At 59.7% G+C, this 24,419-nt stretch carries 24 protein-coding genes; 7 read left to right on the top strand and 17 right to left on the bottom strand.

Annotation, left to right across the window (positions count from 1 at the left end; genetic code table 11):
- Positions 1-87 precede the first annotated feature (87 nt).
- The 3 genes from nhaB to ACXR0M_RS06240 form a co-directional block, all read right to left on the bottom strand.
- Positions 88-1,590, bottom strand: a complete 1,503-nt coding sequence (gene nhaB / locus ACXR0M_RS06250; RefSeq protein WP_458830914.1) for a sodium/proton antiporter NhaB — start codon at positions 1,588-1,590, stop codon at positions 88-90.
- A 67-nt stretch (positions 1,591-1,657) separates the two neighbouring features.
- Positions 1,658-2,947: an NHL repeat-containing protein gene (locus ACXR0M_RS06245; protein ID WP_458830912.1), complete on the bottom strand. Its 1,290-nt coding sequence runs from the start codon at positions 2,945-2,947 to the stop codon at positions 1,658-1,660.
- 279 nt (positions 2,948-3,226) lie between these two features.
- Positions 3,227-3,493 carry a hypothetical protein gene (locus ACXR0M_RS06240; RefSeq protein WP_458830910.1) on the bottom strand — a complete coding sequence of 89 codons (267 nt, stop codon included), beginning with the start codon at positions 3,491-3,493 and terminating at the stop codon, positions 3,227-3,229.
- A gap of 344 nt (positions 3,494-3,837) precedes the next feature.
- On the opposite strand from ACXR0M_RS06240, the gene ACXR0M_RS06235 reads away from it, so the two are divergent.
- On the top strand, positions 3,838-5,163 hold the full coding sequence (locus tag ACXR0M_RS06235) for a sigma-54 dependent transcriptional regulator (protein ID WP_458830908.1): 1,326 nt from the start codon (positions 3,838-3,840) through the stop codon (positions 5,161-5,163).
- 84 nt (positions 5,164-5,247) lie between these two features.
- Here the strand turns inward: ACXR0M_RS06235 and ACXR0M_RS06230 are convergent, their stop codons facing one another.
- The 9 genes from ACXR0M_RS06230 to ACXR0M_RS06190 form a co-directional block, all read right to left on the bottom strand.
- On the bottom strand, positions 5,248-6,570 hold the full coding sequence (locus ACXR0M_RS06230; RefSeq protein ID WP_458830906.1) for a hypothetical protein: 1,323 nt from the start codon (positions 6,568-6,570) through the stop codon (positions 5,248-5,250).
- Between the two features lie 45 nt (positions 6,571-6,615).
- Positions 6,616-7,362, bottom strand: coding sequence for a hypothetical protein (locus tag ACXR0M_RS06225; protein ID WP_458830904.1), 747 nt, complete (start codon positions 7,360-7,362; stop codon positions 6,616-6,618).
- Positions 7,363-7,406: 44 nt separating this feature from the next.
- Positions 7,407-8,087 (bottom strand): C39 family peptidase, encoded by a 681-nt coding sequence (locus ACXR0M_RS06220; protein ID WP_458830902.1) that lies wholly within the window; start codon positions 8,085-8,087, stop codon positions 7,407-7,409.
- A gap of 62 nt (positions 8,088-8,149) precedes the next feature.
- Complete coding sequence (locus tag ACXR0M_RS06215) at positions 8,150-9,136, bottom strand: heme utilization protein (RefSeq protein WP_458830900.1); 987 nt, start codon at positions 9,134-9,136, stop codon at positions 8,150-8,152.
- 71 nt (positions 9,137-9,207) lie between these two features.
- On the bottom strand, positions 9,208-9,780 hold the full coding sequence (locus ACXR0M_RS06210) for an adhesin (protein WP_458830898.1): 573 nt from the start codon (positions 9,778-9,780) through the stop codon (positions 9,208-9,210).
- A 1-nt stretch (position 9,781) separates the two neighbouring features.
- Entirely contained in the window at positions 9,782-10,231 is a 450-nt protein-coding gene (locus tag ACXR0M_RS06205; protein ID WP_458830896.1) for a hypothetical protein, read from the bottom strand.
- 336 nt (positions 10,232-10,567) lie between these two features.
- Entirely contained in the window at positions 10,568-11,092 is a 525-nt protein-coding gene (locus tag ACXR0M_RS06200; RefSeq protein ID WP_458830894.1) for an AAA family ATPase, read from the bottom strand.
- A complete protein-coding gene (gene pnuC / locus ACXR0M_RS06195) occupies positions 11,089-11,652 on the bottom strand; it encodes a nicotinamide riboside transporter PnuC (RefSeq protein ID WP_458830892.1) in 564 nt (187 codons plus the stop codon). Before pnuC ends, ACXR0M_RS06200 begins: the two co-directional genes overlap by 4 nt.
- Before the next feature lie 195 nt (positions 11,653-11,847).
- A complete protein-coding gene (locus tag ACXR0M_RS06190; protein ID WP_458830890.1) occupies positions 11,848-13,482 on the bottom strand; it encodes a methyl-accepting chemotaxis protein in 1,635 nt (544 codons plus the stop codon).
- 307 nt (positions 13,483-13,789) lie between these two features.
- Here ACXR0M_RS06190 and ACXR0M_RS06185 point away from each other — a divergent pair, with 307 nt between their 5' ends.
- A complete protein-coding gene (locus ACXR0M_RS06185; protein ID WP_458830889.1) occupies positions 13,790-14,620 on the top strand; it encodes an undecaprenyl-diphosphate phosphatase in 831 nt (276 codons plus the stop codon).
- On the top strand, positions 14,617-15,045 hold the full coding sequence (locus tag ACXR0M_RS06180; RefSeq protein WP_458830887.1) for a DUF1294 domain-containing protein: 429 nt from the start codon (positions 14,617-14,619) through the stop codon (positions 15,043-15,045). Before ACXR0M_RS06185 ends, ACXR0M_RS06180 begins: the two co-directional genes overlap by 4 nt.
- Before the next feature lie 110 nt (positions 15,046-15,155).
- Here the strand turns inward: ACXR0M_RS06180 and ACXR0M_RS06175 are convergent, their stop codons facing one another.
- Both ACXR0M_RS06175 and ACXR0M_RS06170 read right to left on the bottom strand, forming a co-directional pair.
- A complete protein-coding gene (locus tag ACXR0M_RS06175; RefSeq protein ID WP_458830885.1) occupies positions 15,156-15,515 on the bottom strand; it encodes an MmcQ/YjbR family DNA-binding protein in 360 nt (119 codons plus the stop codon).
- Positions 15,512-16,420, bottom strand: coding sequence for a LysR substrate-binding domain-containing protein (locus ACXR0M_RS06170; RefSeq protein WP_458830883.1), 909 nt, complete (start codon positions 16,418-16,420; stop codon positions 15,512-15,514). Before ACXR0M_RS06170 ends, ACXR0M_RS06175 begins: the two co-directional genes overlap by 4 nt.
- A 125-nt stretch (positions 16,421-16,545) precedes the next feature.
- Between ACXR0M_RS06170 and ACXR0M_RS06165 the strand changes: the two genes are divergently transcribed.
- A complete protein-coding gene (locus ACXR0M_RS06165; protein WP_458830881.1) occupies positions 16,546-17,157 on the top strand; it encodes an FMN-dependent NADH-azoreductase in 612 nt (203 codons plus the stop codon).
- 239 nt (positions 17,158-17,396) lie between these two features.
- Positions 17,397-18,434 (top strand): alpha/beta hydrolase family protein, encoded by a 1,038-nt coding sequence (locus ACXR0M_RS06160; protein ID WP_458830879.1) that lies wholly within the window; start codon positions 17,397-17,399, stop codon positions 18,432-18,434.
- Positions 18,435-18,549: 115 nt separating this feature from the next.
- Here ACXR0M_RS06160 and ACXR0M_RS06155 read toward each other — a convergent pair whose 3' ends face one another.
- Positions 18,550-19,737: an MFS transporter gene (locus ACXR0M_RS06155; protein ID WP_458830877.1), complete on the bottom strand. Its 1,188-nt coding sequence runs from the start codon at positions 19,735-19,737 to the stop codon at positions 18,550-18,552.
- 281 nt (positions 19,738-20,018) lie between these two features.
- Entirely contained in the window at positions 20,019-21,605 is a 1,587-nt protein-coding gene (locus tag ACXR0M_RS06150) for an ABC-F family ATPase (protein ID WP_458830875.1), read from the bottom strand.
- 387 nt (positions 21,606-21,992) lie between these two features.
- Between ACXR0M_RS06150 and lpxO the strand changes: the two genes are divergently transcribed.
- Complete coding sequence (lpxO, locus tag ACXR0M_RS06145; RefSeq protein WP_458830873.1) at positions 21,993-22,892, top strand: lipid A hydroxylase LpxO; 900 nt, start codon at positions 21,993-21,995, stop codon at positions 22,890-22,892.
- 136 nt (positions 22,893-23,028) lie between these two features.
- On the opposite strand, the gene ku is transcribed toward lpxO, so the two are convergent.
- Positions 23,029-23,883, bottom strand: coding sequence for a non-homologous end joining protein Ku (gene ku, locus ACXR0M_RS06140; RefSeq protein WP_458830871.1), 855 nt, complete (start codon positions 23,881-23,883; stop codon positions 23,029-23,031).
- A gap of 187 nt (positions 23,884-24,070) precedes the next feature.
- Between ku and ACXR0M_RS06135 the strand changes: the two genes are divergently transcribed.
- Positions 24,071-24,409, top strand: a complete 339-nt coding sequence (locus tag ACXR0M_RS06135) for a hypothetical protein (protein WP_458830869.1) — start codon at positions 24,071-24,073, stop codon at positions 24,407-24,409.
- Positions 24,410-24,419 lie beyond the last annotated feature (10 nt).

The raw sequence follows: 24,419 nt of genomic DNA, 5'->3' as shown, positions 1-24,419 counted from the left end.
AGGCTGCGATCTTTTGACCTTGATTGTAAAAAACAGGATCAAAAGATCGCAGCCTGCGGCAGCTCCTACATGGGCCGTGGCGTCAGATCAGAGCCAGTAGCTCACCGCATACCAGCCCAGCACGCCCATCACCATGGTGTAAGGCAACGCCATCCACACCATGCGTCCGTATGACAGGCGCACCAGCGGGGCGATTGCCGAGGTCAGCAGGAACAAAAACGCAGCCTGACCATTCGGTGTCGCCACGCTCGGCAAATTGGTGCCGGTGTTGATCGCGATCGCCAGGGTTTCGAAGTGTTCGCGGCTCATGTGCCCGGAGAGGAACGCCTGTTTCACTTCGGTGATGTAGATGGTGGCGACGAACACGTTGTCGCTGATCGCCGAGAGCAGACCGTTGGCGATGTACAGCATGCCCGGTTGTTGCTCCGCTGGCAGCGTCAGCACCCAGTGAATCAACGGCGCGAACAGTTGCTGATCGTGAATCACCGCGACCACGGCAAAGAACACCACCAGCAACGCAGTGAACGGCATGGCGTCCTTGAACGCGCTGCCCAGCCGATGTTCGTCGGTGATGCCGCTGAACGCGGTGATCAACACAATGACCATCAACCCGATCAGACCGACTTCGGCCAGGTGAAACGCCAGGCAGCCAATCAGAATCAACGCAGCGGCACCTTGCACCAGCAGCGCGGCACGCTGGCGCGAGGTGCGCTCGGCGTTGTCTTCCGCGGAAAAGTTGGCCAGCACCGCGCGTACGTTGTCCGGCAGCAGGGTGCCGTAACCAAACCAGCGCAGTTTTTCCAGCAGCACACAGGTCAGCAGACCCGCCACCAGCACCGGCAGCGAAACCGGCGCGACTTTCAGGAAGAATTCGCTAAAGTGCCAGCCCATTTCATGGCCGATCAACAGGTTCTGCGGCTCGCCGACCAGTGTGCAGACCCCGCCGAGTGCGGTGCCGACCGCGCCGTGCATCAGCAGGCTGCGCAGGAATGCTCGAAATTGCTCCAGGTCTTCGCGGTGCAGCGCTGGTAGCTGTTCGTCGTCAGTGAACTCGCCGTCCTGACGCGGATCGTTGCCCGAGGCCACGCGGTGGTAAACCGAATAGAAACCCACGGCGGCGCTGATGATCACCGCGGTCACGGTCAAGGCATCAAGGAACGCCGACAGAAACGCCGAGAGAAAGCAGAACATCAGCGCCAGCATCGCCTTGGAGCGCACGCCCAGCAACAGCCGCGAGAACAGAAACAGCAGCAGATCCTTCATGAAATAGATGCCGGCGACCATGAACATCAGCAGCAGAATCACCGGAAAGTTGTGCGCCAGTTCTTCGTACAGCGCCTGTGGCGTGGTCATCTTCAGCAACAGGGCTTCGATCAGCAACAAGCCGCCGGGCATCAACGGGTAGCACTTGAGGGCCATTGCCAGAGTAAAAATGAATTCGATCACCAGCAGCCAGCCGGCGGCGACCGGGCCGACCGTAAACAGTACGGCGGCATTGAGGATCAGGAACCCGACGATGCACGCCTTGTACCAGCGGGGCGAACCGCCGAGGAAGTTATGCGCGAACGCCTGCGCCAGTGAACCGGACATCGGTTGCTCCTTGTATTAAGAAGCGCGCAACTTGCCGCAAGTGCCAGGCAAGTTCAAGTGTTGCGGGTTACTCATTCAGATAACGCGCCACCATTGCCCGGTAGTTGCCGTCCAGCGAATAACCACCGACCAATATGTGGCCGTCGGCTTGCACGGCCAGGCAGGTGGCAGTATCCAGGCTGCGGCCCAGGCGCGTGCGTTGCCAGCCGTGGCCATTGCCGAATTGCGCATCGAGGCGGCCATCGGCCAGGTAGCGCGCCACAATAAAGTCCGCCTCGACCCCGCCAATCGTTGCGCCTGCGGCGATGATTCGACCATCCGCCATACATTGCGCAGCGCTCCATTGGCAGCCACTGGGGCCGATTTTCAGTAAATGTGGATGCCCAACGTAGTTGCGCGATGCCGGGCGTCCATTGGAATGCAGGGTCAGCGCCATGCAGCGGATCGGATCGCGGCTGCTGCCAAAGCAATGCAGATGCTCCCGCGAATGCAGAACCTGACTGACCATCGCGCTTTGCCCTTGCGCCTTGAAGGAGAAAAAACCATCCACGGCAAAGCACTCATCCAGGCGCCCGTCAGGTAGATAACGCGCCACCAGACCTTCCTGCGGGAAATCGATGGAACCGGCGACGACAATTCGCCCGTCCTCCTGCAGCAGCAGGCTGCTCAGCCAGGTGTTGAGCAGCAGGTGGCGAACCATCACGAAGCCGCGGCCGTTGAAGTCTGGATCAAGATCGCCTGTGGGAGTCAGGCGGATCAGCATCCCGGCATGGTCGGAGAGCTGGAAATGGTGATTGGCGATCAGCAGGATTTTTTCGTCGTGCTGCACGGCGATATCGCAGGCTTCGGCTCCCGATATGCCGGGCGGCAGCCAGGCGTCGCGCGAGCCGATAGACAGGTCGCCGGGCAGGCGCACGACTTGTCGCCCCTCGTCGCCAAAGGACAGGTCAGGCATGCCGTGGCTGTCGAAGAGGGCGAGGGCGGGCAATGTGCGATGGGCATTTTCATAGTGCAGGCCGGCCAGCAGGATTCGCCCGTCCGGCAGCACCTGCACCTTCGCCCCGGAGGCTTCGAAGCCGGGAGCGAATTCACCGATTACGCTGCCTCGATCACCGAAGCCCAGATCGGCAGAGCCGTCGCCGAGCATCCTTGCCAGGCCGAAGCGGCTGCCATTTGCGGTGCCGACCTTGGCCGCCACCAGCAGCCGATCTTGCGAGTCAAGGGCCAATCCCTGGGTCATGCTCGATACGCTGCCGGCAAAATAAACCTGAGCAACGCCAGAGTGGGCATAACCCCTGTCGAGCTGTCCGGCATTAGTGGTTGGCGGCGCGAGCGCAAAGGCGTTCTCGGTGGTCATGCAGGCTCTCCTTGCGAGTTGACCAGGCTCAAGGGAGCGGGTAACTGCAGAGCGAAACATTCAATCCTTGAATACGCCGCAGTACAACTGTGAGAACTAACAGGTGGAGGGTCGCACTGTGCCAGAACAGTGTCTTTTTGAACCAAACGAAAGCGAGACAAGCAGTGGGATGCCTGGCGCTTTAAAAGAAGTTGTACAAAAGTACGCGAGATAAATACTGGCGGGCAATTAACGAGGAACAACGCGGATGACACTAACGTCATCCGCGACAGCGTCCGATCAGTTTGGCATCGACCACGATTGCAGCAGGTAACCTTCCTCGCTGAGCTCGGCACGAGCTTGTTGCAGCAGCTGCTCGAGTTGTGCCGGATCGGAGTAGGCGCTGCTTGGAATCTGCTTGCGGCCGATGTGCGAGTTGGTGCGGTCAATGACGGTCAGGTTCAGTTCGCCGTTGCCGTCTTGTGGTGCCCAGGCCACGCACTGAAAGGGTTCAAATGCGCGGTTGGCAATCAAAAGAGCTTCGTTGATACGGAGCGGGGCGGTCATGGGGTCTTCTCTCTGTCGTGCCCAATCAAGTGATGTGCCGTCGGTTGGGCTTACCGTTCGGCTGGTTACTTGTACTGATGCACGCAACCCCGTGGCGGGTCACACACGGCACAAAGAAATTTCAACTTTATTTCGTGTCCGGCGATTTTTTAAAAAAGCTGAAAGCTGAATGAAAGTTTCAAGTCGATAGCTAACTAATAAATCAGCTTCTTATAACTCATTAGCTTGTACGCCTATAAGCAATCGATACAAGGCCCTGTCAATTTCTTGCTAACGTTACAGTCGGGTCTGCCAAATGACTGTTTTTACAATAATTTCCTTAAATTTGGCGCCAAGGAACAGTCATGATCGAAGCGCCTGCGTTACGACGTCTACTGGTGGTCGACCCGTGCGACGACTGTCACCGGCTGTTGCCCGGTTTGCGAGCGGTAGGTTGGGATGTTGACAGCTGTAATCTGGAAAATGCCGCCGATCGCAGTTGCGATGTCGGCCTGCTGCGTCTGCAACCTTTTCACCTGGAACGCCCCGAGGCGGTCAAGGAATTGATCAGCCGCAGCGGCACCGAGTGGATCGCCGTGTTGAATCAGGAAGTCCTGCGTCTGCAGAACGTCGGCGACTTCGTCTGTGAATGGTTTTTCGATTTCCATACCTTGCCGTTCGATGTCTCGCGGGTCCAGGTGACGCTGGGGCGCGCCTTCGGCATGGCGCGCTTGCGCGGGCAGGGCACGATTCACATTGATCAGCCGGAGCACGAACTGCTCGGCGACAGCAAGCCGATCCGCGAGCTGCGCAAGTTGCTGAGCAAACTGGCGCCGACCGAGTCCCCGGTGCTGATTCGCGGCGAAAGCGGCACCGGCAAAGAACTGGTCGCGCGCACCCTGCATCGTCAGTCGCAACGCCATAACAAGCCGTTTGTCGCGATCAATTGCGGGGCGATTCCCGAACACTTGATCCAGTCCGAACTGTTCGGCCATGAAAAAGGCGCTTTCACCGGTGCGCATCAGCGCAAGGTCGGGCGTATCGAGGCGGCTAACGGTGGCACGCTGTTTCTCGATGAGATCGGCGATCTGCCGCTGGAACTGCAGGCCAATCTGCTGCGCTTTCTTCAGGAAAAGCACATCGAGCGCGTCGGCGGCAGCCAGCCGATTCCGGTGGATGTGCGGGTGCTGGCGGCCACTCACGTCGATCTGGAAGCGGCGATCGAGAAAAAGCGCTTTCGCGAAGATTTGTATTACCGGCTCAACGTGCTGCAAGTGGTGACCGCGCCGTTACGCGAGCGCCACGGTGATCTGTCGATGCTGGCCAACCATTTTTCCCACTTCTACAGCCACGAAACCGGTCGTCGCCCGCGCAGTTTCAGCGAGGATGCACTGATTGCCATGGGCAAGCATGACTGGCCGGGCAACGTGCGCGAGCTGGCCAATCGGGTGCGGCGGGGGTTGGTGCTGGCCGAGGGGCGACAAATTGAGGCGCGGGATCTGGGATTGCTCAGCCAGCACTCGATCAACACACCGATGGGCACGCTCGAAGACTACAAGACCCGCGCCGAACGCCAGGCATTGTGTGATGTGTTGAACCGGCATAGCGACAACTTGAGTATTGCGGCGAAGGTATTGGGCGTGTCGCGGCCGACGTTTTATCGGCTGCTGCATAAGCATCAGATTCGTTAAGACCAAAGATCAAAAGATCGCAGCCTGCGGCAGCTCCTACAGGAGGGATTCCTGTGGGAGCTGCTGCGGGCTGCGATCTTTGCGTTAGAAGTAGTACGGGAATTTCAGGCTGAAGGAGAAGTCCGGAGCATCCGGGGTCATGCCGATCGACAGGTTGGGCACGATAGTCAGGTTGTCGGTGGCGGCAATGGTCATGCCGATGTTGAAGTAACCGGCGTTGGCGTCACTGGACACCACTGATTGCCAGTCGCCGCCATCAGGTTTGAGTTTGCTGCGGCGTTGCACCAGATCCGACATCGAGAACGACATACTCATCTTCTCGTTCAGCGCGAACGCAATACCGGCGCCGATCTGGAAGCTGTCGCCAATGCTGACCTTGCCCGGGGTTTTCTGGTTGACGGTCGAACTGATGTCGTCGAACGATTCTTCCAGGTTGTGGGTGTAAGACAGACTGCCGAACAGCACCGCCGGGTCGAACGTCTTGACCAGCGAGAGGCCGGGGGTGATCGACCAGACGCCATTGCCGGTCGGCAGGGTGTCAGGCACGAACAGGTTGGAGTTGGCGTCGGTCTGACGAAGCTTGATGCCGAACGGGTCCTTGCCGGTCGGCGCCTTGACCCGCAGGGTAACCACGGCGTCCGGGGTGTTGACCGATTCGTCGAGGAACTTGTAGGCGATCCCGAAGTTGACGTCGCCGATGGTTGGATCACGCGAAACATCCTGTTCCGTGGTGACGTTGGACGCACCGCCGTTACCGCCGCCGGACTGGTAGGTCGACTCGCGGTAGACCACCGGCACGTTGACGTCGAACTGCCAGCGGTTGTCGAAGTTGTAGCGCCCGGTCAGGTCCAGGGTCCAGGTGTCGGCCTTGATCCGGTCGAGGTTGATGTTGCCCAGAAAGATCGAGTCCAGCGCCAGGAAGCCGTTGAGGATCAGCTGCCGAGTGTCGTAGCGCGAGTAGGTCACGCCAGTCTCGAAGCTGAACTTGCCGCCGCCGAAGAAGCCGCTGGCCTCGTCGTAGAGGTTGGACACACTCTGCGCCGGTTGCGAATCGTCGGCCAAGGACTGGCCATACGAAGCACCACTGCCCCCGGCTGCGCCCCCCGACGCTGCCGCCGCGCCAGTTCCGGGAGCCCCGGTGCTGGTGGCGACTTTCGGATTGCCTTTCATGTCGGCCGGCGACTTGGCCAAGCGTTTGGGTTGCGGCGCCGCCGGTTGATCTTCGACCTGGCGGACCCGTTGTTCGAGTACCGCCAGGGCTTTCTGTTGTACTTCGTATCGTTGCTTCAGCTCCAGAAGCTCCTGTTTAAGGGCCTCCATATCTGCGTCGGGTGCTGCTTGCAGCATCGCCGCGGGTAGAAGAGTACTCAAACATACAGCGGCACGCAGTGATACTGATCGATACATGAATAAGCCGTCCCTTTAAGCCCAATGATCGAGACTCAGCGTAGTTCAATATCCGATATTGCGTAGTGCCCTGAGTTGAGTCAGGTTGCAGTCCAGTGCGCCGGGGCTGATGCCGTTATTGTTAAGCACAACATTGAGTTGCGTCATGTTGTTGACCACGTTGGCGCTGCCCAGCAGACGGGTGTTCTGCAGCAGGCCACCCTGAGCGACTTGTTGCAGTGCCGTGCCCTGATTCCCCGACGCCTGGATCGCCATCTGCACACCACCGCTGGTGGCCGAAACGGCGACATTGCCGGCGGCGTTGCTGGCCCCAATGGTTTGCCCGGCCATCAGCGCCTGACCCTGCGCGGGCGCGAGTGGCGGCGGTGTATTGGCCTCCTTGACGTTGATGGCCACGTTGTTGCTGGCGGTGTTGCCGTCACCGGCGGCGCGCACGCTCTGGGTCACGCCCTGGCTGCTGTTGAGTGCTGCGCCCCCCACGACGCTGCCAGTGCCCTGGGTGAGGGCGCTGCCATTGCCTTGTTCCTTGAGGGTCGAGACATAGAATTCCGGTTTGACCGTGGCGGCCTGGATTTGCATCGACGTCGCTGCGCCGATCAGGTCACCGCTGGCGTTGCGCCAGGTACTGCTCATGACAATGCCGAAGCTGATGATCCGCCCCGGCATCACGTAACGACCGCGCAGCTCGGAGAGCTCGTGATCATTGATTTCTATAGGTTTGAACCCTGCATTGGCATAGCCTGACGCGCTCGCTGCCAGGCAGGCGGCGGCCAGCCAGTATGAGGTTTTCATCTGCTGCTCCCGGGACATCCAGCCCCATTCTTTATAATCGGCGATTAAAAGAAGTCGCTCTGTATGAACCCGAAGTCCATCAATTCAGCATCTCTGACCGGGTTGAAGTTATCCAGCTTGTTCTTCGCCGTCAGCGGTGTCGGCGGGCTGCGCAATGCATTGGTTTTGTCATAACCGGGGCCGACGATGGCGAAGACAATGCCGTTCCAACCTTTGACAAAGTCATCGTGTTTGTAGCGTTTGTGGCCGAGAACCGGGTCTCCGATATACACCCAATCCTTGTCCGAACGCTGCAGCACCACGAAATGCTTGTAGCCGCGAATTTCCATCAGTACCACCACCGGAATCGTCACATCATCGAGTTTTTCCGGCGGAATCTTGTAACCCCTGGCGCGCATGCCGATGCTTTCTACGTAGCGCTTCATGTCCAGCATGGAAAACCCTTGAGTACGAACAAGGTTCTGGTCAGCGTTGACCAGCATGCCTTTGATGATGTGCTCCTCATCGACGTCGAGCCAATAGGCCTGGCGCAGGACCGTGGCCAGTGCGGCCGCGCCGCAGCTGAAATCGGTTTTCTGTTCGACGATGTCGGCAAACTTGCGCTCACGGATGCTTTGCACGTTCTTGTAGACGAGTACGCCGCCGGGAAGGGCGGCAACGGGCATCTGCGCAGCCTGGGTCAGGCCGGACAGGCAAAGCAGGGCGATAAAGGCAGTCTTACGCATGATCGATACGCCTTGGCGGACTGAGGAAAAGCCCCGTTTCCGGGGCTTTCGTTTCGATCGCGTTACATGCAGGCTTTGCAACCTGCAGCGATGGACAGCGAGTTGCTTTGTTGGTTGCCCACACCGGCGGCGTTGTTGTAGCCAGCGTTACCGGAGAAGCTGTTGCCAACGTTGGAGATGTTAGCGTTGTTGGTCACAGGGTTTTTCCAGCCGTCCGGGGTCAGCACTTGTTGAGTGGTGACGCCAGCCAGACCGAAGGCACCCACGGCTTCAAAGGTCGCTTTCTGATCTTTGCTGCCGCCGCCATGGCCGCGGTCGTTGTCGCCATAACCGCCACCGCCGTGGTGATCGTCATCTTTGATGGTGGCTGTGCCAACTGCGCCGAATATGCCGCCGGCGGCGAAGGTGCCGGTGAGGGTGTCTTTTTTGTAGACCTGAGTGCCGTTGTTGGCAACAGTCAGGCCAGTGGAGCTTTGGTTGGCAGCTGCTGCAGCGTTAGCCACACGACCACCGGATACAGCAATGGCCAGGTTGTTTTTCTGTTGGTTGAAGTTGCCGGCGCTGTTGTTTACGCCGATGTTGCCCGAGCCACCATTGCCGACATTGCTCATGCTGGCGTTGTTGGTGGTGGAGTAGTTGGCCACAGCGTTATTGTTATTGACTTGGGTGGCGCTGGAGACCGATACGGCCGAGCCGAAGATGAAGCTTTCGTCGGCGGTGGCCAGTGCAGCCGCGTTGTCCTGCTGGTTGCCGTCGCCAGCGGTGTTGTTCATGCCGACGTTGCCGTTGGTTCCGTTGGCCGAGTTACTAACGTTGGCATCGTTTTTGGTGCCCTGATTGCCCACCAGGTTGCCATCGCTGTTCTGCGTGTCGAGCACTGCGGCACCAGCACCTGCGCCGATTTGCAGCAGCTCTTCGAGGGTAGGGCCTTTCGGTCCATGGTCGCCGTGATGCCCGTTACCATGATCATTGCCGCCTGCCTGAGCCGCCATTGCCATTACTGCTGCAAGAGCGAAAACCAGTGGTTTGAGAGCCATTGTAGGTTTCATGGTGTTTCTCCGTCGTGCTTATTAGTTGGTTAAGTGTTGGTACTTTCTAATTGCACTGCTTCTTGTTTGGGTCAGTCAGCGACCCGGATGCTCAGGGTGTTAGCCATGCGGTTCCCCACCCCGGCACTCTGGTTCACCTGGATTACCCCGCGGCTGCCGGTGAAGGCCTGATCACTTGTCGTGACCTGGCGACTGCCGGTTGAGGTACCAGTTGCTCCTGAGCTCGGTAAAAGCGCCACGTTCTGTTGCGACAGGGCGCTGTCGTCAACGCTCTGCGGGGCAGCACTGATGCTGACGCGCGTCACGTTGGCCATCTGGTTGTTGGCCCCGGCGCCCTGATTCACGCCCAGGATCCCGTTGCCATTACTGAAAGAGCTGCCGCCGATGTTGGCGCTGGCGTTCATCGACGGATCGGCCGGCGTGTCCAGCCGTTGCCTGACGATGGTTGTGGCGCTGGCGTTGGTGCCGATGGCGATTGCCTTGGTGTTGGTCTGTTGCATCTGGTCGCCGGCGGCCTGGTTGACGTTGTAATTGCCGCGGTATTGCATGCCGGTGGCCTGAATGTCGGCGTTGTTCACGGAGCTCGGGTCAGCCATGACACTGGCGCAACCGAACAGGGCCAGCAGCAGAAGGGAACGATTCATCTCATTGCCCTCCAGCCATGCGGGTCAGCGGGGCCAGACCGGCGCCCAACGAACGATTGATCGTGTTGGAAATCGTGCCGCCACCGCCGCCACCGTGTCCGGCACTCATGCCAGGCAGGCCGTTGGGACTGGTCAGGACGTTCATGCCAGGCATGTCCGAGTTCGGCGTGATCATGTTGCTGCGGATCGATGCACCGCTGGCTACACTGGCGAAGTCACCATCGTTGAGTTCGGTGCTGGTCATTGCCTGATCGATTCGGGCAGAAGGGTTGGCATTGACTGTGGTTGGGTAGGGGTCTTTGCCGCCGCTGCGTCCGATGGCAATCGGCTGGACGTCGCGGTTGAGGACGATCACGCCATTGCCTTCGGCCTGAACGTTGAAACTGATGAATGTGCTGGCCGCTGATCCCATCAGCAGAAGGCAGGTCAGGCCTTTATTGAAATTCCCCACGGCGGCAATTCCTTCTTCAGTGGGCTGGCTCTTGTCAGCGTTGGGAAGGAGAGAGCGAAAGCTGTGCCGCTTTTGAGTTGTTGTTGAATTTCAAGGGGTTGGCGTTGCACCGTGCAGCGCTGATACAAAAGCTGTTTCAGCGCTGAAACAGTCGTGCGGCACGCCGGCAGGTCAAGGGCGGCGCAATGCTCTGGAACAAGGGTTTGCCGGCGACTGTTTCACCGGCGTAACAGATGCTCGGACAAAACGATGAAGACCTTTGAACTCGCTGCTTTGCGCTGGGGAGGGTGTTTCAGGAATGGACACTTGGGCCGGGAAAAGGGCTAGTTGACGGGGTCAATCAGCCAACAAAGCGGCAACGGCCGCAAAGGCCTGAGCGCGGCGTTGATCCCAGTTGCCCTGAATGATCTGTAGCGTTTGCCCATGCTGTTCAAGCCAGTCACGGGTGGCGTTAAAGAACGTCATGCGTTCACTCAATTGCGGTTGGCAGCGCTGGCCATCGTCGGTCCAGTCGATCTGTTCCGGCGACAACAGCAGATGCAGGTCGTAATGCCGCGCCAGCAGTTCGGGTTCAAGCCAGGCCGGGCAGGCGCCAAACAGGGTCTGGCTCCAGAGGATATTGCTCAAAAGGTGGGTGTCGAGAATCAGCAGCTCGGGTTGCTGCGCCCGCGCCTGATCCTCCCATTGCAACTGTCCGCGAGCGATCTCGGAGATGTCATTCAGGCAGGTATCGCGCGGATTCTGTTCGATGAACCAGCGCACGTATTCATCCACGCGCACGCCGCCGAAGTGTTCCTGAAGGCCAGCGGCCAGCCAGCTCTTGCCGGTGGATTCCGGACCGGTGAGGACTACCACCTTCATCGCTGCAACGCCGGATCGGCACGCCATTCACGCCAGCCCTGCAGCGCAATCAGGGTGAACAGCGCATACAGCGCGGCCGTGAGATACAGGCCCTTGTACAGAAACAGGCCGACGAAAATCACATCCAGTACAAACCACAGCGCCCAGCATTGCAGGCGTTTCTGCGCCATCCACCATTGCGCGACCAGGCTGAACGCGGTGAGCGCGGCATCCAGCCATGGCTGCGCGGCGTCGGTCCAGTGCGCCATGGCCGCGCCCAGCAGCAGACTGCCGAGGGCGCCCACGCTGAGGCCGAGCAGGACCGAGCGTTGATCAAGACGGGTGACGTCGCGGCCGTCATGCATCGTCCCGGCGCGGGTCCATTGCCACCAGCCGTAGACTTGCAGCGCGGCGTAGATCACTTGCAACAACATGTCCGAGTACAGCTTCACGTCGTAGAAGATCCAGCTGTAGAGCAACACCATGACCAGACCGATCGGCCAGCACCACGGATTCTGTTTGACCGTCAGCCAGACGGCGATCACGCCGAGGGCGGCCGCAAACAGTTCGAGCCCGGACATGGGGGTTCCTTGGGGAATGAGGAGGGTGCGGATTGTACCCAAAAACCTGCAGGAGTGAGCCGGTGATGCATTCTGGCGAGATAGCGGGAAACCCTGTGGGAGCGGGCTTGCTCGCGAATGCGTCGTGTCAGGCGATATTGATTTTGCTGATACAACGCTTTCGCGAGCAAGCCCGCTCCCACAAGTGAATTGTTGTCAGACGCGGAACTGGCGCAGCAGCCCGTTCAACTGCTCACTCAATTGCCCCAGCTTCACGCTCGCCACACTCGACTGCTCCGCCGCCAGCGCCGTGCTGTGCGACAGCCCCGCGGCCTGGGTCACGTTCTGATTGATGTCCTCGACCACGTGCGCCTGTTGTAGCGTGGCGCTGGCAATCGAGGCGTTCAGGCCGTTGAGATTGCGCAGCGCCTGGCCGATGGCGTTGAGGCTGGCACCGGCGAGGCCGGCCTGTTCGATGGTCAGTTGCGATGCCTTGCTGCTGTCGCCGATGACCTTGACCGCCGCTTCGGAGTGATTCTGCAGACGTTCGATCATCGCCTGGATTTCCGCCGTCGACTTCTGCGTGCGTTGCGCCAACAGACGAACCTCATCCGCCACCACGGCAAAACCGCGACCCTGTTCGCCAGCGCGCGCGGCTTCGATCGCCGCGTTGAGCGCCAGCAGGTTGGTCTGCTCGGCAATCGAGCGGATCACCTCCAGCACGCTGCCGATCTGTGTGCTTTCCGCCGCCAGCGTGCGAATCACTTCTACCGCTTGATCGATAGTCCCGGAGAGTTTGTCGATCTGTTGCAGGCTGCCATCGATGTTGACCTGGCCCTGTTGCGCCTGCGCTTCGGCATCGCGCATTTCCGCAGCGGCGTGCTCGGCATTTTTCGCCACGTCCTGCACGCCGTAAGTGACTTCGTTGATCGCGGTCGCCACCAGTTCCATCTGCTGCGATTGCTGCTGGCTGCGTTGCTGGGCCTGGGTGGCATCGTTGCCCAGTTCGCTGGATGACTGGCCCAGCGCACTGGCGGACACCTGCAAGTCACCGATGACCCGGCGCAGCTTGGCGGTAAACGCGTTGAAGTGATGGGCCAGTTGCGTGACTTCGTCCTGGCCATGGGTGTCGAGGCTACGGGTCAGGTCGCTTTCGCCGCTGGCGATGTTGGCCATGGCGTTCACGGTTTCCTGCAACGGCCGGACGATGCTGCGGGCGATCAGGATTACCAGCAGGGCCATGATTACGGCAATCACCAGACCGATCACCGATGCCTTGTTCATCTGGCCACGGAATTCGCTCTGCACGTCATCGATGTAGACACCGGAGCCGAGCACCCAGCCCCACGGTTCGAACAGTTTGACGTAGGAGGTTTTCGCCACTGGCTCGCTGGCGCCGGGCTTGGGCCAGCGGTAATTGACCATGCCCGCGCCCTTGCTTTTGGCGATCGCGACCATTTCGTTGAACACCGCAAAACCGTCCGGGTCGCGAATCGCCGAAAGATTCTGGCCTTCCAGCTTGGGGTTGGTCGGGTGCATGACCATCACGGGCGTGAGGTCGTTGATCCAGAAGTAGTCGCTCTGGTCATAGCGCAGGCCACGGATGGCGGTCAGCGCCTGTTTTTGCGCGGCATCGCGGGTGAGGGTGCCGGCGGCTTCCAGGTCGTGATAGTAGGTCAGCAGGCCGCTGGCGGTCTGCACCACATGCTGGGTTTTCTGCGCCTTGGCGTGGTACAGGTCATCATGAATCTGCTTGAGCATCAACACGCCCAAGGTCAACAACATGACCACGGCCACAATCAGGATGAGCCACAAGCGTCGGCTGATCGACACACTGCGCAAGCTGTTCATAACGCTGTTACTCCGATTTTCTTTTTCTTGTAATAAATCAACGCCAGCATCCAACCACGTTTGGGTGGTCGGGCATACGCGACCCAAGTCGTATAACGCCGTGGCGTTAACAAGGCTTGTCTGTCAGAATTTCGGCCCCGCGCACGAAAACATGAATCCAGGTGGCCATTTCACGGAATTTTTACCGTTTTGTGTGGATCCTGTGCGCGCGGAATCGGTACAGCTATTCAACCGCGACGCGGAACGCAGTGAACGTAAGAAAAATATTATCGGAGCATGCCGGCGTGCATCGCTCTCTGGGGGATTGATGGATCTTTGGACCGCCTTGCAGGCACTGATTCTTGGAGTTGTAGAAGGGCTGACGGAGTTTCTGCCCATTTCCAGTACCGGACACCAGATCATTGTTGCCGACTTGCTCGACTTTGGCGGCGAACGGGCCATGGCGTTCAACATCATTATCCAGCTCGGCGCGATCCTCGCGGTGGTCTGGGAATTTCGCCGCAAGATCCTCGACGTGGTGATCGGCTTGCCGACCCAGCCGAGTGCGCGGCGCTTCACCGTCAATCTGCTGATCGCCTTTATGCCGGCGGTGGTGTTGGGGGTGATCTTTGCCGACCTGATTCACCAATATCTGTTTAATCCGATTACGGTGGCGACGGCGCTGGTGGTGGGTGGCGTGATCATGTTGTGGGCCGAGCGCCGCCAGCATGCAGTGCACGCCGAAACCGTGGACGAGATCACCTGGAAGGACGCGCTGAAAGTCGGTTTCGCCCAGTGCCTGGCGATGATTCCCGGCACCTCGCGCTCTGGCTCGACGATCATTGGCGGCCTGCTGTTCGGTCTGTCGCGCAAGACCGCGACCGAGTTCTCGTTCTTCCTCGCCATGCCGACCATGGTCGGCGCGGCGGTGTACTCGGGCTACAAGTATCGCCACCTGTTTGTCCCGGCGGACTTCCCGGTGTTCGCCATTGGCTTCGTCACCGCGTTCATCTTCGCCATGATCGCCGTGCGCGGTCTGCTCAAGTTCATCGCCAGCCACAGCTACGCGGCGTTCGCCTGGTACCGGATTGTTTTCGGTCTGGTGATTCTGGCGACCTGGCAGTTCGGCTGGGTCGACTGGTCCGCTGCCAAGCCGTGAGTGATTCCCGCACCCGTCGCCCGAACGGACGGCCGTCCGCTGGCGGCATTCAGCATCTGAAGCTGAAACTGGCGGTGCTGCTGATCGTCTGCGCATTGCCGTTGTTCGGCGCGCTGTCCATGTGGCTGCGCGGGATCTCGCTGGTGCCGCTGACAGCCTATGGGGTGGTCAGCGTGCTGACGTTCTTCATGTACTGGGCGGACAAGCGCAAGGCCCGCGCCGACGCCTGGCGCACCCCGGAAAACATCCTGCACGCACTGGAACTGGCCGGCGGCTGGCCCGGTGCGCTGATCGCTCAGCAGGTGTTCCGGCACAAGACGCGCAAGGTGTCGTTCCAGATTCTGTTCTGGGTGATCGTGGCGCTGCATCAGGTGTTCTGGATCGACCAGTTGTTTCTCGGCTCGAATCTGCTTTCACTGTTCTAGGTATCACGCAATCCCTGTAGGAGCTGCCGCAGGCTGCGATCTTTTGATCTTGCTTTTAAAAGATCAAAGTCAAAAGATCGCAGCCTGCGGCAGCTCCTACCGGGGGTGTGTTACAGCAGTAATCCGATCCGGGTTTTCTTTGGCAATTTGCTCACCACCAGTTGATGCGAGCGCGTCAGCAATCCGCGCAACTCCTCGGCAGCCAGCGGGTAGGGCGGGTGCATGATGATCCACTGCGCTCGTGCCAGATACGGCGCCGGGAAGATGCCCGGGCGGTCGCAATGGCCGAGAAACAGATCCTTGTCGACCTTGAATGCCAGTGAGTCGCCGCGCAGCCCCTGCAAGGCGAACATCTTGTTGCCGGCAATCGAAAACACCCGCACGCCACCCCATTTGTAATCTTCCCGCGCGCCCGGCAGGGCCAGGCAGAAGGTGGCGACATCGGCTTCGTTCATCTTGCCCCTGGTCATAGCAGACGCTCCCCACACGCATTGAACGACTCGACCAAATGGTCGATCCACGCCCGCACCGCCGGCATCACCCCGCGCCGATGCGGATACACCGCCTGCAACCAGCCGCCAGGTAACGACCATTCCGGCAGCAATTGCACCAGCGCACCGCTTTTGAGGTCGGCTTCGCAGTTCATCATTGGCAGCAGGGTGAAGCCCTGGCCGGCCAGCACGCAGGCTTTGCGCACGATGAAATCGTCGATGCCCAGCCGCGCTTCCATGTTCAGCTCGACACTGTTGCCTTGCTGATCGAGCAAGCGCACGTGCACCATGCGGTCGGCTTCCAGTGCACCGAGCACCGGGAGGGTTTTCAGGTCCTGCGGATGGCGGATCGTCTTGCCCTCAATAAAGGAAGGGCTGGCCACCACAACCATTTGGGCCTGACGCAGACGGCGGGTGACCAGCAACGGATCTTCATCGCCCAGCTCACGCACCCGCAGCGCCACGTCGAAACCTTCGCCGACCAGATCCACGCGGCGGTTGAGCAACACCACCTCCAGTTGCACCTGAGGAAATTTGTCGAGGAAATCGCTGATTACCCACGGCAGCATCTCTCGGGCCAGCCCGGTCGGGCACGACACACGCAGGCGTCCTTTGGGCTCGCTGGACATGCTGGCGACGGCCTCATCGGCCATCTCCGCTTCCAGCAGCATCGCCTGGCAATGGCGTAGGTAACGTTCGCCGACGGCGGTCAGGTTCAACTGGCGAGTGGTGCGTTGCAGCAGGCGTGCGCCGAGACGTTCTTCGAGTTCGGCAATCCGTCGCGACAGCCGTGACTTGGGAATGCCCAGCAAACGCCCGGCTGCCGCGAAGCCACCGGCTTCGACCACCTTGGCGAAGTAGTAGAGATCGTTGAGGTCCTGCATCAAAATGTCCACCGTTCTATCAGTGGGACGAACTATCGCATTGTCGCTGGCTAATCAGCTATTGGTTTCTTCCGTAGGATTGTCTCCATTCCGTCGCCGCCGGCGATTCTTTCAGGAGATCCCACATGAAACTGCTGCACATCGATTCGAGCATTCTGGGCGACAACTCGGCCTCCCGTCAGTTGAGCAGCCAGGTCGTCAAAGCCTGGCAAGCCGCCGAGCCATCCGCTGTAGTGACCTACCGCGACCTGGCGGCCGACGCCATCAGCCACTTCTCGTCGAACACCCTGGTGGCTGCCGGCACCAGCGCCGAACTGCGCGACGCCGCGCAACAGCACGAAGCCGAGCTGAGCGCTTCGACCCTGGCCGAGTTCATCGCTGCCGATGCCATCGTGATCGCCGCACCAATGTACAACTTCACCGTACCGACCCAGCTCAAGGCCTGGATCGACCGCGTCGCCGTTGCCGGCCAGACCTTCCGTTACACCGAAGCCGGCCCTGAAGGCCTGTGCGGTGGCAAGAAAGTGGTGATCGTTTCCACCTCTGGCGGCATCCACGCCGGTCAGGCCAGCGGTATCGCTCACGAAGAATATCTGAAGCTGGTACTGGGCTTCCTCGGCATCACCGACATCGAAATCGTCCGTGCCGAAGGTCTGGCGTATGGCGAAGAAGTGCGCAACAACGCGATGAGCGCTGCTCAGGCGCAGATCAGCGAGCAACTGTTCGCCGCCGCGTAAGCATTGCGTAAAAACCAGCTACCGTTCAGGTAGCAGCACAAAAAACTCTGTACTCTGAATCCGCAAGGGCCAGACGCGGAGTTTTTTGTTTCAGGCTGTTGCATAATCTGGCCCGGGTTATGCAGTCAAACGATCAACGTCTGAGTGCCAAGTCGCGCCGGATCACCGAACCTTTGCGGTTGCGGGCGTGTCGGAACACAAAGGATCTTTCGATTGAGTAACACAGGGTGGGCCATCCGATGATGCGTCTTTGTGCAACGTTACTGATTTGCCTGCTCGGCAGCCTCGGTTCAGTGCATGCCGCGCCCGGACGACACCCTGTGTGGAGTGTCGGTTACCACGAGATGACCTTTCTCGATCCGCTGGATCTGCAACCGATGCGCGCCATCGCCTTCTATCCCTCCAGCGACCGCGAGCACACCAGCCTGCTCGAGGGCTACACGGTCGAGGCCGGCGAGGACACCAAGATCGCCATCGGCCGCTTTCCGATGCTGATGCTGTCCCACGGCAACACCGGCACGCCCATCGCTCTGCATGACCTCGCCACCTCGCTGGCGCGCAAGGGTTTTGTGGTGGTGGCGGTGATTCATCCTGGCGATAACTCCAAGGATCACAGCCGACTCGGCACCTTGAGTAATCTTTATGGGCGGCCGATCCAGATTTCCGAAGCGATTACCGCGACCCTCGGCGACTCGATGCTGTCGCCGTTCGTCAACGCCGATCAAGTCGGGGTGATCGGTTACTCGGCCGGCGGAGAGACCGCGTTGATTCTCTCGGGCGCGCAGCCGGATCTGGATCGCCTGCGCCGTTACTGCCAGGAACGTCCGGACGACCGCGATGCCTGCAATACCCAGGGCGAACTGATCGTCGATCGCGATGATTTACAGCCGGTGGCGGATCCGCGTGTGCATGCGCTGCTGCTGATGGCGCCGCTGAGCCTGAAGTTCGGTCGTCATACCCTCGCCGACGTGCATGTGCCGGTGCTGCTGTACAGCGGTGACGGCGACAAACTGGTGGCGTTCGACAAGAACGCCGCCGCGCTCGCACGCAAACTGCCGACCGCGCCGGACTTCAAACTGCTCGCCGGGGCCGGGCACTTTGTATTTATGGCACCTTGTAACGATGAGCAGATTCGCGCCATGCCGGCGCTGTGTACTGACGCTGACGGCGTGGATCGCGAAGACATCCACCGCACGATGATCTCCGAAGCGGGGCAGTTCTTCTCGCGCACGCTGGGCAAGCCGAGCCGGGCGGGGATGCAGACTGCGGATCAGTGATTGCGCTTTTTGTAGGAGTGAGCCTGCTCGCGATAGCGGTGTTTCGGTCAACATCGTTGTCGGCTGAACCACCGCTATCGCGAGCAGGCTCACTCCTACAGGGATTGTGTACTTTTCAACTGATCGCCCGGCGCTTGAGCAGCAAGGTCAACCCCAACCCGATCACCGACAACAGCGCCGCACTGAAGAAAATCCACGCATACCCCAGATTCAACGCCACCGCGCCCATCAGCGGCCCGGCAAGCGCCAGCGCCAGATCGAAAAACACCGCGTACGCCCCCAGCCCTGAACCGCGGCTGGAACTGGGCACCTGCTTGATTGCCTCGACCCCCAGCGCCGGGTACACCAGCGACAAGCCGAACCCCGCCAGCCCGGCACCGAGCAACGCAAACGCGGTGGACGGCGCCAACCACAATAGCACCAGCCCGACGGTTTCGATGCTCATGCAGGCGATTGCCGAATTGAACCCGCCAAAGCGACTGATCGCCGAAATGAACAGCAGGCGCGACACGATAAAGCACGCACCAAACACCGTCAGGCAATAGGCGGCGCCGCTCCAGCCGCGGTTGAGGTAATACAGGGTGATAAAGGTGGTCAGCGTGCCGTAACCGATCGACGCCAGACTCAAACTGGCGCCAAACGGTGCAATGCGCCCGAACACCGCCCAAAAAGGCAGCCGCTCACCGCGCACCACCGGTACCGAAGGTTTGTTGCGGATCAGCAGCAGGGCGCCCGCCGCCAGTACCGACAGGGCGATGCCGAGACTGGCAAAGCCGTAATCGGCGACCATCACCACGCCCAGCGGCGCGCCAATCGCAATCGCGCCGTAGGAGGCAATGCCGTTCCAGCCGATCGACCTGGCCGTGTGCTCGACGCCAACCTGGCCCATGCACCAACTGATCGTGCCGACCCCGATCAGCCCCTGCGCAACGCCAAGCAACAGCCGCCCGACGATCAGAATCATCAGGCTCGGCAGCGCAAAGTCCTGCAGCAGCGTCGAGATCAACGTCAGCAAGCCGCTCAGCATAATCCCCGATAGCCCATAAACAATCGCGCGTTTGGTGCCAAGGGTGTCCGACATGCGCCCGGCCATTGGCCGGCTGAGCAGGGTGGCCAGGTACTGCGAGCCGATCACCAGCCCGGCAATGACCGCACTGAATCCCAGCTGTTCGTGGACGTAACCGGGCAGCACCGCAATCGGCAGGCCGATGCAGAGGAAGGCGACGAAGGTGTAGAACACGATGGAGACGATCTGCAGGGTGATCGAGAGAGAGCTTTGCGGGGACTGTTGTTGCGCAGACATGAGCACTCGTTCGCGGGCGGCGGCGGGAGAGTTGGCATCATGGCTTGGTGTCGGGATAAAAGGAAGCAGGCTAACTATTTTCTTGGTTGTTGGTGTTGTTGCTGATGGCCTCTTCGCGAGCAAGCTCGCTCCCACATTTGGAATGCAATCCTCTGTGGGAGCGGGCTTGCTCGCGAAGGACTTCGCAACAGAAAATCACTTTCCATTGAAATGCAAAAAGCCCCGTCACAGGGACAGGGCTTTTCATCTTGCAGCTGACCGCTAAAAACTCGCAGCTGCCCTTAGATCACCACACCCTGACTGCGCAGGTAGTCATCGTAAGTGCCGCTGAAGTCGGTCACGCCATTCGCGCTCAGCTCGATGATGCGCGTGGCCAGGGACGATACGAACTCACGGTCGTGGCTGACGAAGATCAGCGTGCCCGGGTAGTTTTCCAGCGCCAGGTTCAGCGCCTCGATCGATTCCATGTCCAGGTGGTTGGTCGGTTCGTCCATGATCAGCACGTTCGGCTTTTGCAGGATCAGCTTGCCGAACAGCATGCGACCTTGCTCACCACCGGAAATCACTTTGACCGACTTGAGGATCTCGTCGTTGGAGAACAGCATGCGGCCCAGAGTGCCGCGAATCATCTGCTCGCCCTGAGTCCACTGACCCATCCAGTCGAACAGGGTGACGTCGTCTTCGAAGTCGTGCGCGTGGTCCTGAGCGTAGTAGCCCAGTTCCGCGGCGTCGGTCCACTTGACGCTACCGGCATCCGGAGTCAGCTCGTTGACCAGGGTGCGCAGCAGGGTGGTTTTGCCGATACCGTTCGGGCCGATGATCGCCACGCGCTCGCCAGCTTCAACCTGGAAGCTGAAGTCCTTGAACAATGGTTTGCCGTCGAAACCCTTGGCCATTTTTTCGACCATGACCGCCTGACGGTGCAGCTTTTTGTTCTGCTCGAAACGAATGAACGGGCTCACGCGGCTGGAAGGCTTGACCTCGGCCAGCTGGATCTTGTCGATCGCCTTGGCACGGGAGGTGGCCTGCTTGGCTTTCGAGGCGTTGGCCGAGAAGCGGCTGACGAACGATTGCAGTTCGGAAATCTGTGCTTTCTTCTTGGCGTTGTCCGACAGCAGTTGCTCGCGGGACTGGGTCGCCACGGTCATGTACTCGTCGTAGTTGCCCGGGAACAGACGCAGCTCGCCGTAGTCCAGGTCAGCCATGTGCGTGCACACGCTGTTCAGGAAGTGACGGTCGTGAGAGATGATGATCATCAGGCTGTTACGCTGGGTCAGGATGTTTTCCAGCCAGCGAATGGTGTTGATGTCCAGGTGGTTGGTCGGTTCGTCGAGCAACAGCACTTCCGGATCGGAAAACAGCGCCTGTGCCAGCAATACGCGCAGTTTCCAGCCTGGCGACACTTCGCTCATCGGGCCGAAATGCTGTTCCAGCGGAATACCCAGGCCCAGCAGCAGCTCGCCGGCGCGGGATTCGGCGGTGTAACCGTCCATCTCGGCGAACTCGGTTTCCAGCTCGGCCACGGCCATGCCGTCTTCTTCGCTCATTTCCGTCAGCGAGTAGATGCGGTCGCGTTCAGCCTTGACCTTCCACAGCTCTTCGTGACCCATGATCACGGTATCGATCACGGTGAATTCTTCGTAGGCGAACTGGTCCTGGCGCAATTTACCCAGACGCACGTTCGGCTCGAGCATGACCTGACCGCCGGACGGATCGAGGTCGCCGCCGAGGATTTTCATGAAGGTCGACTTGCCGCAACCGTTGGCGCCGATCAGGCCGTAGCGGTTGCCCGCGCCAAATTTGACCGAGACGTTTTCGAAGAGCGGCTTGGCGCCGAACTGCATCGTGATGTTAGCTGTAGAAATCAAGAGTTTTTCCTGCGAAGCATTCTGAGTAGCGAGGGTGCGGCTGGAGCGCTTGGCCCGAGTCGAAGTGCGCTGAAGCGGGTCATCCCGTCATCAACCAAGGGGGGCGCGTAAAGTTTGGCGGCGATTGTACTGGTCTGGCTCTTTAAACGATAGGGCGATCACGCCGGATCCGCCGTTTGGCAGATTCAGCGGACAGTTTTTCACACTTCAGGTTCACTATTGGTTACAAACTGTGGCTAAAATGCCATCCGATTACCCAATAGCCGCCAACGGCATGGACTCAAGGAAGGGCCACCGGGACAGTATCTGTATTCATGCCACTGCATCAGACCCCGGCCCCGGCTGGCGGGCGCGCAGTTTGTTCACTTTTGACGTGTGACGATTTACGTGAAACTCATCATTGCTGCTATTTATGTCATTTCCATTGCATACGTTCACCTGCGTGGCCGTGTGCGGCACAAACTGGGCCGTCAGCTGAGTGATCACTCGACGTTTCTGGCCCCGATCAACTGCTTTCTCTATCTGTTTTCGAAGAAACCGAACAAGCCTTATCTCGATCCTGCGGAGTTCCCCGACTTGAGCCCGTTGCAGGCGCATTGGGAAGAAATCCGTCAGGAAGGCCAGGATCTGCTGCGTGCCGGTGAGATCAAGCGCTCGAATCAGTATGATGACGTTGGCTTCAACTCGTTCTTCAAAAGTGGCTGGAAACGTTTCTACCTCAAGTGGTACGGCGAGAGTCATCCATCGGCGATGAAGCTGTGCCCGCGCACCACTGAACTGGTGCAGAGCATCGGTTCGATCAAGGCTGCGATGTTCGCCGAGCTGCCGCCGGGTTCGAAACTGGTGCGTCACCGCGATCCGTATGCCGGTTCCTACCGCTACCACCTGGGGCTGGACACGCCCAACGATGCCGGTTGCTATATTAATGTCGACGGTGAGAGCTACCACTGGCGCGACGGTGAAGCTGTGATGTTTGACGAGACTTACATCCACTACGCCGAAAACACCACCGACAAGAACCGCATCATCCTGTTTTGCGATATCGAACGGCCGATGAAATATCGTTGGGCGGCGGCATTCAATGCCTGGTTCAGCCGCACTGTGATGTCAGCGGCAGGGGCGCCGAACGATGCGGGCGACCGCACTGGCGGGATCAACCGCCTGTTCACCAGAATCTACAAGGTACGCCTGCGTGGCAAAGAGCTGAAGAAGCGCAATCGCACCCGGTACTATCTGGAAAAGTGGGCGATCTTTGGTGGCTTGCTGGCGATCTTCATTCTGATCTGATGGCAGAGCTGCGGCCCCTGTAGGAGCTGCGGCACGCTGCGATCTTTTGATTGTGTCTTTAACGTCAAAGGCAAAAGATCGCAGCGTGCCGCAGCTCCTACAGGGAGAGTGTAAAGACTCTCGCACAGGCAACCTGTCAGCCCCCTGACGCTTTCTTCGGTTTCTTCGCCGAACCGGCTTTTGCCTTTGGCTTGGCCGGCGCTTTGCCGCCCAGACTGCGCTTGAGCAGTTCGGTCAAGTCGATTACGTCCGCAGACTTGCGTTCCTCCTCGCCACCCACAGTCTCGACATCCTCGATCTTGCCTTCGTGAGCCTTTTTCTCGACCAGCGCCATGATCTTGTCTTCAAATTCGTCCTTGTAGTCATCGGGGCTCCAGTCGCCGCTCATGTCCTGCACCAGACGCTTGGCCATGTCCAGTTCACCCTTGGCCAGTTGCGGTTTGGTCACTTCGCTGCCCAGTTCCAGCTCATCCAGTCCGCGAACTTCCTGCGGCCAGCGCAGTTTCACCAGCACCAACGCTGACTCCAGCGGCATCAGCGCCGCCAGGTATTGCCGAGTGTGCAGGACGACGCGGGCGAGGGCGACCTTGTTGGTTTTGCTCAATGTTTCGCGCAGCAAGGCATAGACCTTGCCGCCGCGCTTGTCCGGGGCGAGGTAGTAGGGGGTGTCGATGTTTTGCAGGGGGATCTGCTCGGCATCGACGAAGGAAAAAATGTCGATGGTCTGGGTCGAAACCGGGTGCGCGGAGCGGATTTCCTCTTCGCTGAGCACCACATAGCGGCCCTTTTCGTAGGCCACGCCTTTGACGATGTGCTCTTTGGTGACCTCCTTGCCGGTGGTCTTGTTGATTCGTTTATAGCCCACCGGGTCCATGCTGCGGCTGTCGAGCCAGTCAAAGTCGACGCCGTGCGAAGACGTTGCCGATACCAGCGCGACAGGAATGTGTACCAGTCCGAAGCTGATCGCGCCTTTCCAGATTGCCCGAGCCATGGTCAGTTCTCCAAGTGATGATCAGGTGACCAGTGGCGCGGGGCGAAAGTTTCCCGTGATTGCGCGCTCTCAACGGGGCCGGTCAAGCCGTGTTACATGTTGTTTAACGGCACCGGGTTAACAAATCCGAACCAGCGGCGTAGCGTGGACTCGAAGGCTCTAACCCCTGTGCACCGAGAGGCCGCCCATGAAGCGAATTCCGTTAGCCATCATTGTTCTGCTCCTTGGTAGCGGTCTGGCGCATGCCGAGGTCGCGGGGTCGTCAGCTCTGCTGCTGGCACAAAGTCCCAACGGCACCAATAACAATCCCTATAACAGTCCGATCCGCCGCGCCAATCCCAACAGCATGCAGGGCACGCAGCCCAGCGCTCCGGTGATTCGCGGGCCGAATACTGTCCCTGTGCCGGTTTCACCCACGGTCGGCAACGGCGGCATCGGCAATGGTCAGCCGCAGCGTTCGGTGCCGAGTACGCCGCCAAAATTCATTCCCAATCCACCGCCACGAGACTCAGGCAGCAACCGTTGAACGGCGGGCC

The sequence above is a fragment of the Pseudomonas sp. Eth.TT006 genome (genome assembly GCF_054456575.1).
Note: the sequence above shows the minus strand (reverse complement) of the source record. Positions and strands in the feature narration are given on the sequence as shown.

What these genes read in the sequence shown, in the direction of transcription:
- nhaB (WP_458830914.1), bottom strand. Translation starts at nt 1,590, where the DNA reads ATGTCCGGTTCACTGGCGCAGGCGTTCGCGCATAACTTCCTCGGCGGT.
- ACXR0M_RS06245 (WP_458830912.1), bottom strand. Translation starts at nt 2,947, where the DNA reads ATGACCACCGAGAACGCCTTTGCGCTCGCGCCGCCAACCACTAATGCC.
- ACXR0M_RS06240 (WP_458830910.1), bottom strand. Translation starts at nt 3,493, where the DNA reads ATGACCGCCCCGCTCCGTATCAACGAAGCTCTTTTGATTGCCAACCGC.
- ACXR0M_RS06235 (WP_458830908.1), top strand. Translation starts at nt 3,838, where the DNA reads ATGATCGAAGCGCCTGCGTTACGACGTCTACTGGTGGTCGACCCGTGC.
- ACXR0M_RS06230 (WP_458830906.1), bottom strand. Translation starts at nt 6,570, where the DNA reads ATGTATCGATCAGTATCACTGCGTGCCGCTGTATGTTTGAGTACTCTT.
- ACXR0M_RS06225 (WP_458830904.1), bottom strand. Translation starts at nt 7,362, where the DNA reads ATGAAAACCTCATACTGGCTGGCCGCCGCCTGCCTGGCAGCGAGCGCG.
- ACXR0M_RS06220 (WP_458830902.1), bottom strand. Translation starts at nt 8,087, where the DNA reads ATGCGTAAGACTGCCTTTATCGCCCTGCTTTGCCTGTCCGGCCTGACC.
- ACXR0M_RS06215 (WP_458830900.1), bottom strand. Translation starts at nt 9,136, where the DNA reads ATGAAACCTACAATGGCTCTCAAACCACTGGTTTTCGCTCTTGCAGCA.
- ACXR0M_RS06210 (WP_458830898.1), bottom strand. Translation starts at nt 9,780, where the DNA reads ATGAATCGTTCCCTTCTGCTGCTGGCCCTGTTCGGTTGCGCCAGTGTC.
- ACXR0M_RS06200 (WP_458830894.1), bottom strand. Translation starts at nt 11,092, where the DNA reads ATGAAGGTGGTAGTCCTCACCGGTCCGGAATCCACCGGCAAGAGCTGG.
- pnuC (WP_458830892.1), bottom strand. Translation starts at nt 11,652, where the DNA reads ATGTCCGGGCTCGAACTGTTTGCGGCCGCCCTCGGCGTGATCGCCGTC.
- ACXR0M_RS06190 (WP_458830890.1), bottom strand. Translation starts at nt 13,482, where the DNA reads ATGAACAGCTTGCGCAGTGTGTCGATCAGCCGACGCTTGTGGCTCATC.
- ACXR0M_RS06185 (WP_458830889.1), top strand. Translation starts at nt 13,790, where the DNA reads ATGGATCTTTGGACCGCCTTGCAGGCACTGATTCTTGGAGTTGTAGAA.
- ACXR0M_RS06175 (WP_458830885.1), bottom strand. Translation starts at nt 15,515, where the DNA reads ATGACCAGGGGCAAGATGAACGAAGCCGATGTCGCCACCTTCTGCCTG.
- ACXR0M_RS06170 (WP_458830883.1), bottom strand. Translation starts at nt 16,420, where the DNA reads ATGCAGGACCTCAACGATCTCTACTACTTCGCCAAGGTGGTCGAAGCC.
- ACXR0M_RS06165 (WP_458830881.1), top strand. Translation starts at nt 16,546, where the DNA reads ATGAAACTGCTGCACATCGATTCGAGCATTCTGGGCGACAACTCGGCC.
- ACXR0M_RS06160 (WP_458830879.1), top strand. Translation starts at nt 17,397, where the DNA reads ATGATGCGTCTTTGTGCAACGTTACTGATTTGCCTGCTCGGCAGCCTC.
- ACXR0M_RS06155 (WP_458830877.1), bottom strand. Translation starts at nt 19,737, where the DNA reads ATGTCTGCGCAACAACAGTCCCCGCAAAGCTCTCTCTCGATCACCCTG.
- ku (WP_458830871.1), bottom strand. Translation starts at nt 23,883, where the DNA reads ATGGCTCGGGCAATCTGGAAAGGCGCGATCAGCTTCGGACTGGTACAC.
- ACXR0M_RS06135 (WP_458830869.1), top strand. Translation starts at nt 24,071, where the DNA reads ATGAAGCGAATTCCGTTAGCCATCATTGTTCTGCTCCTTGGTAGCGGT.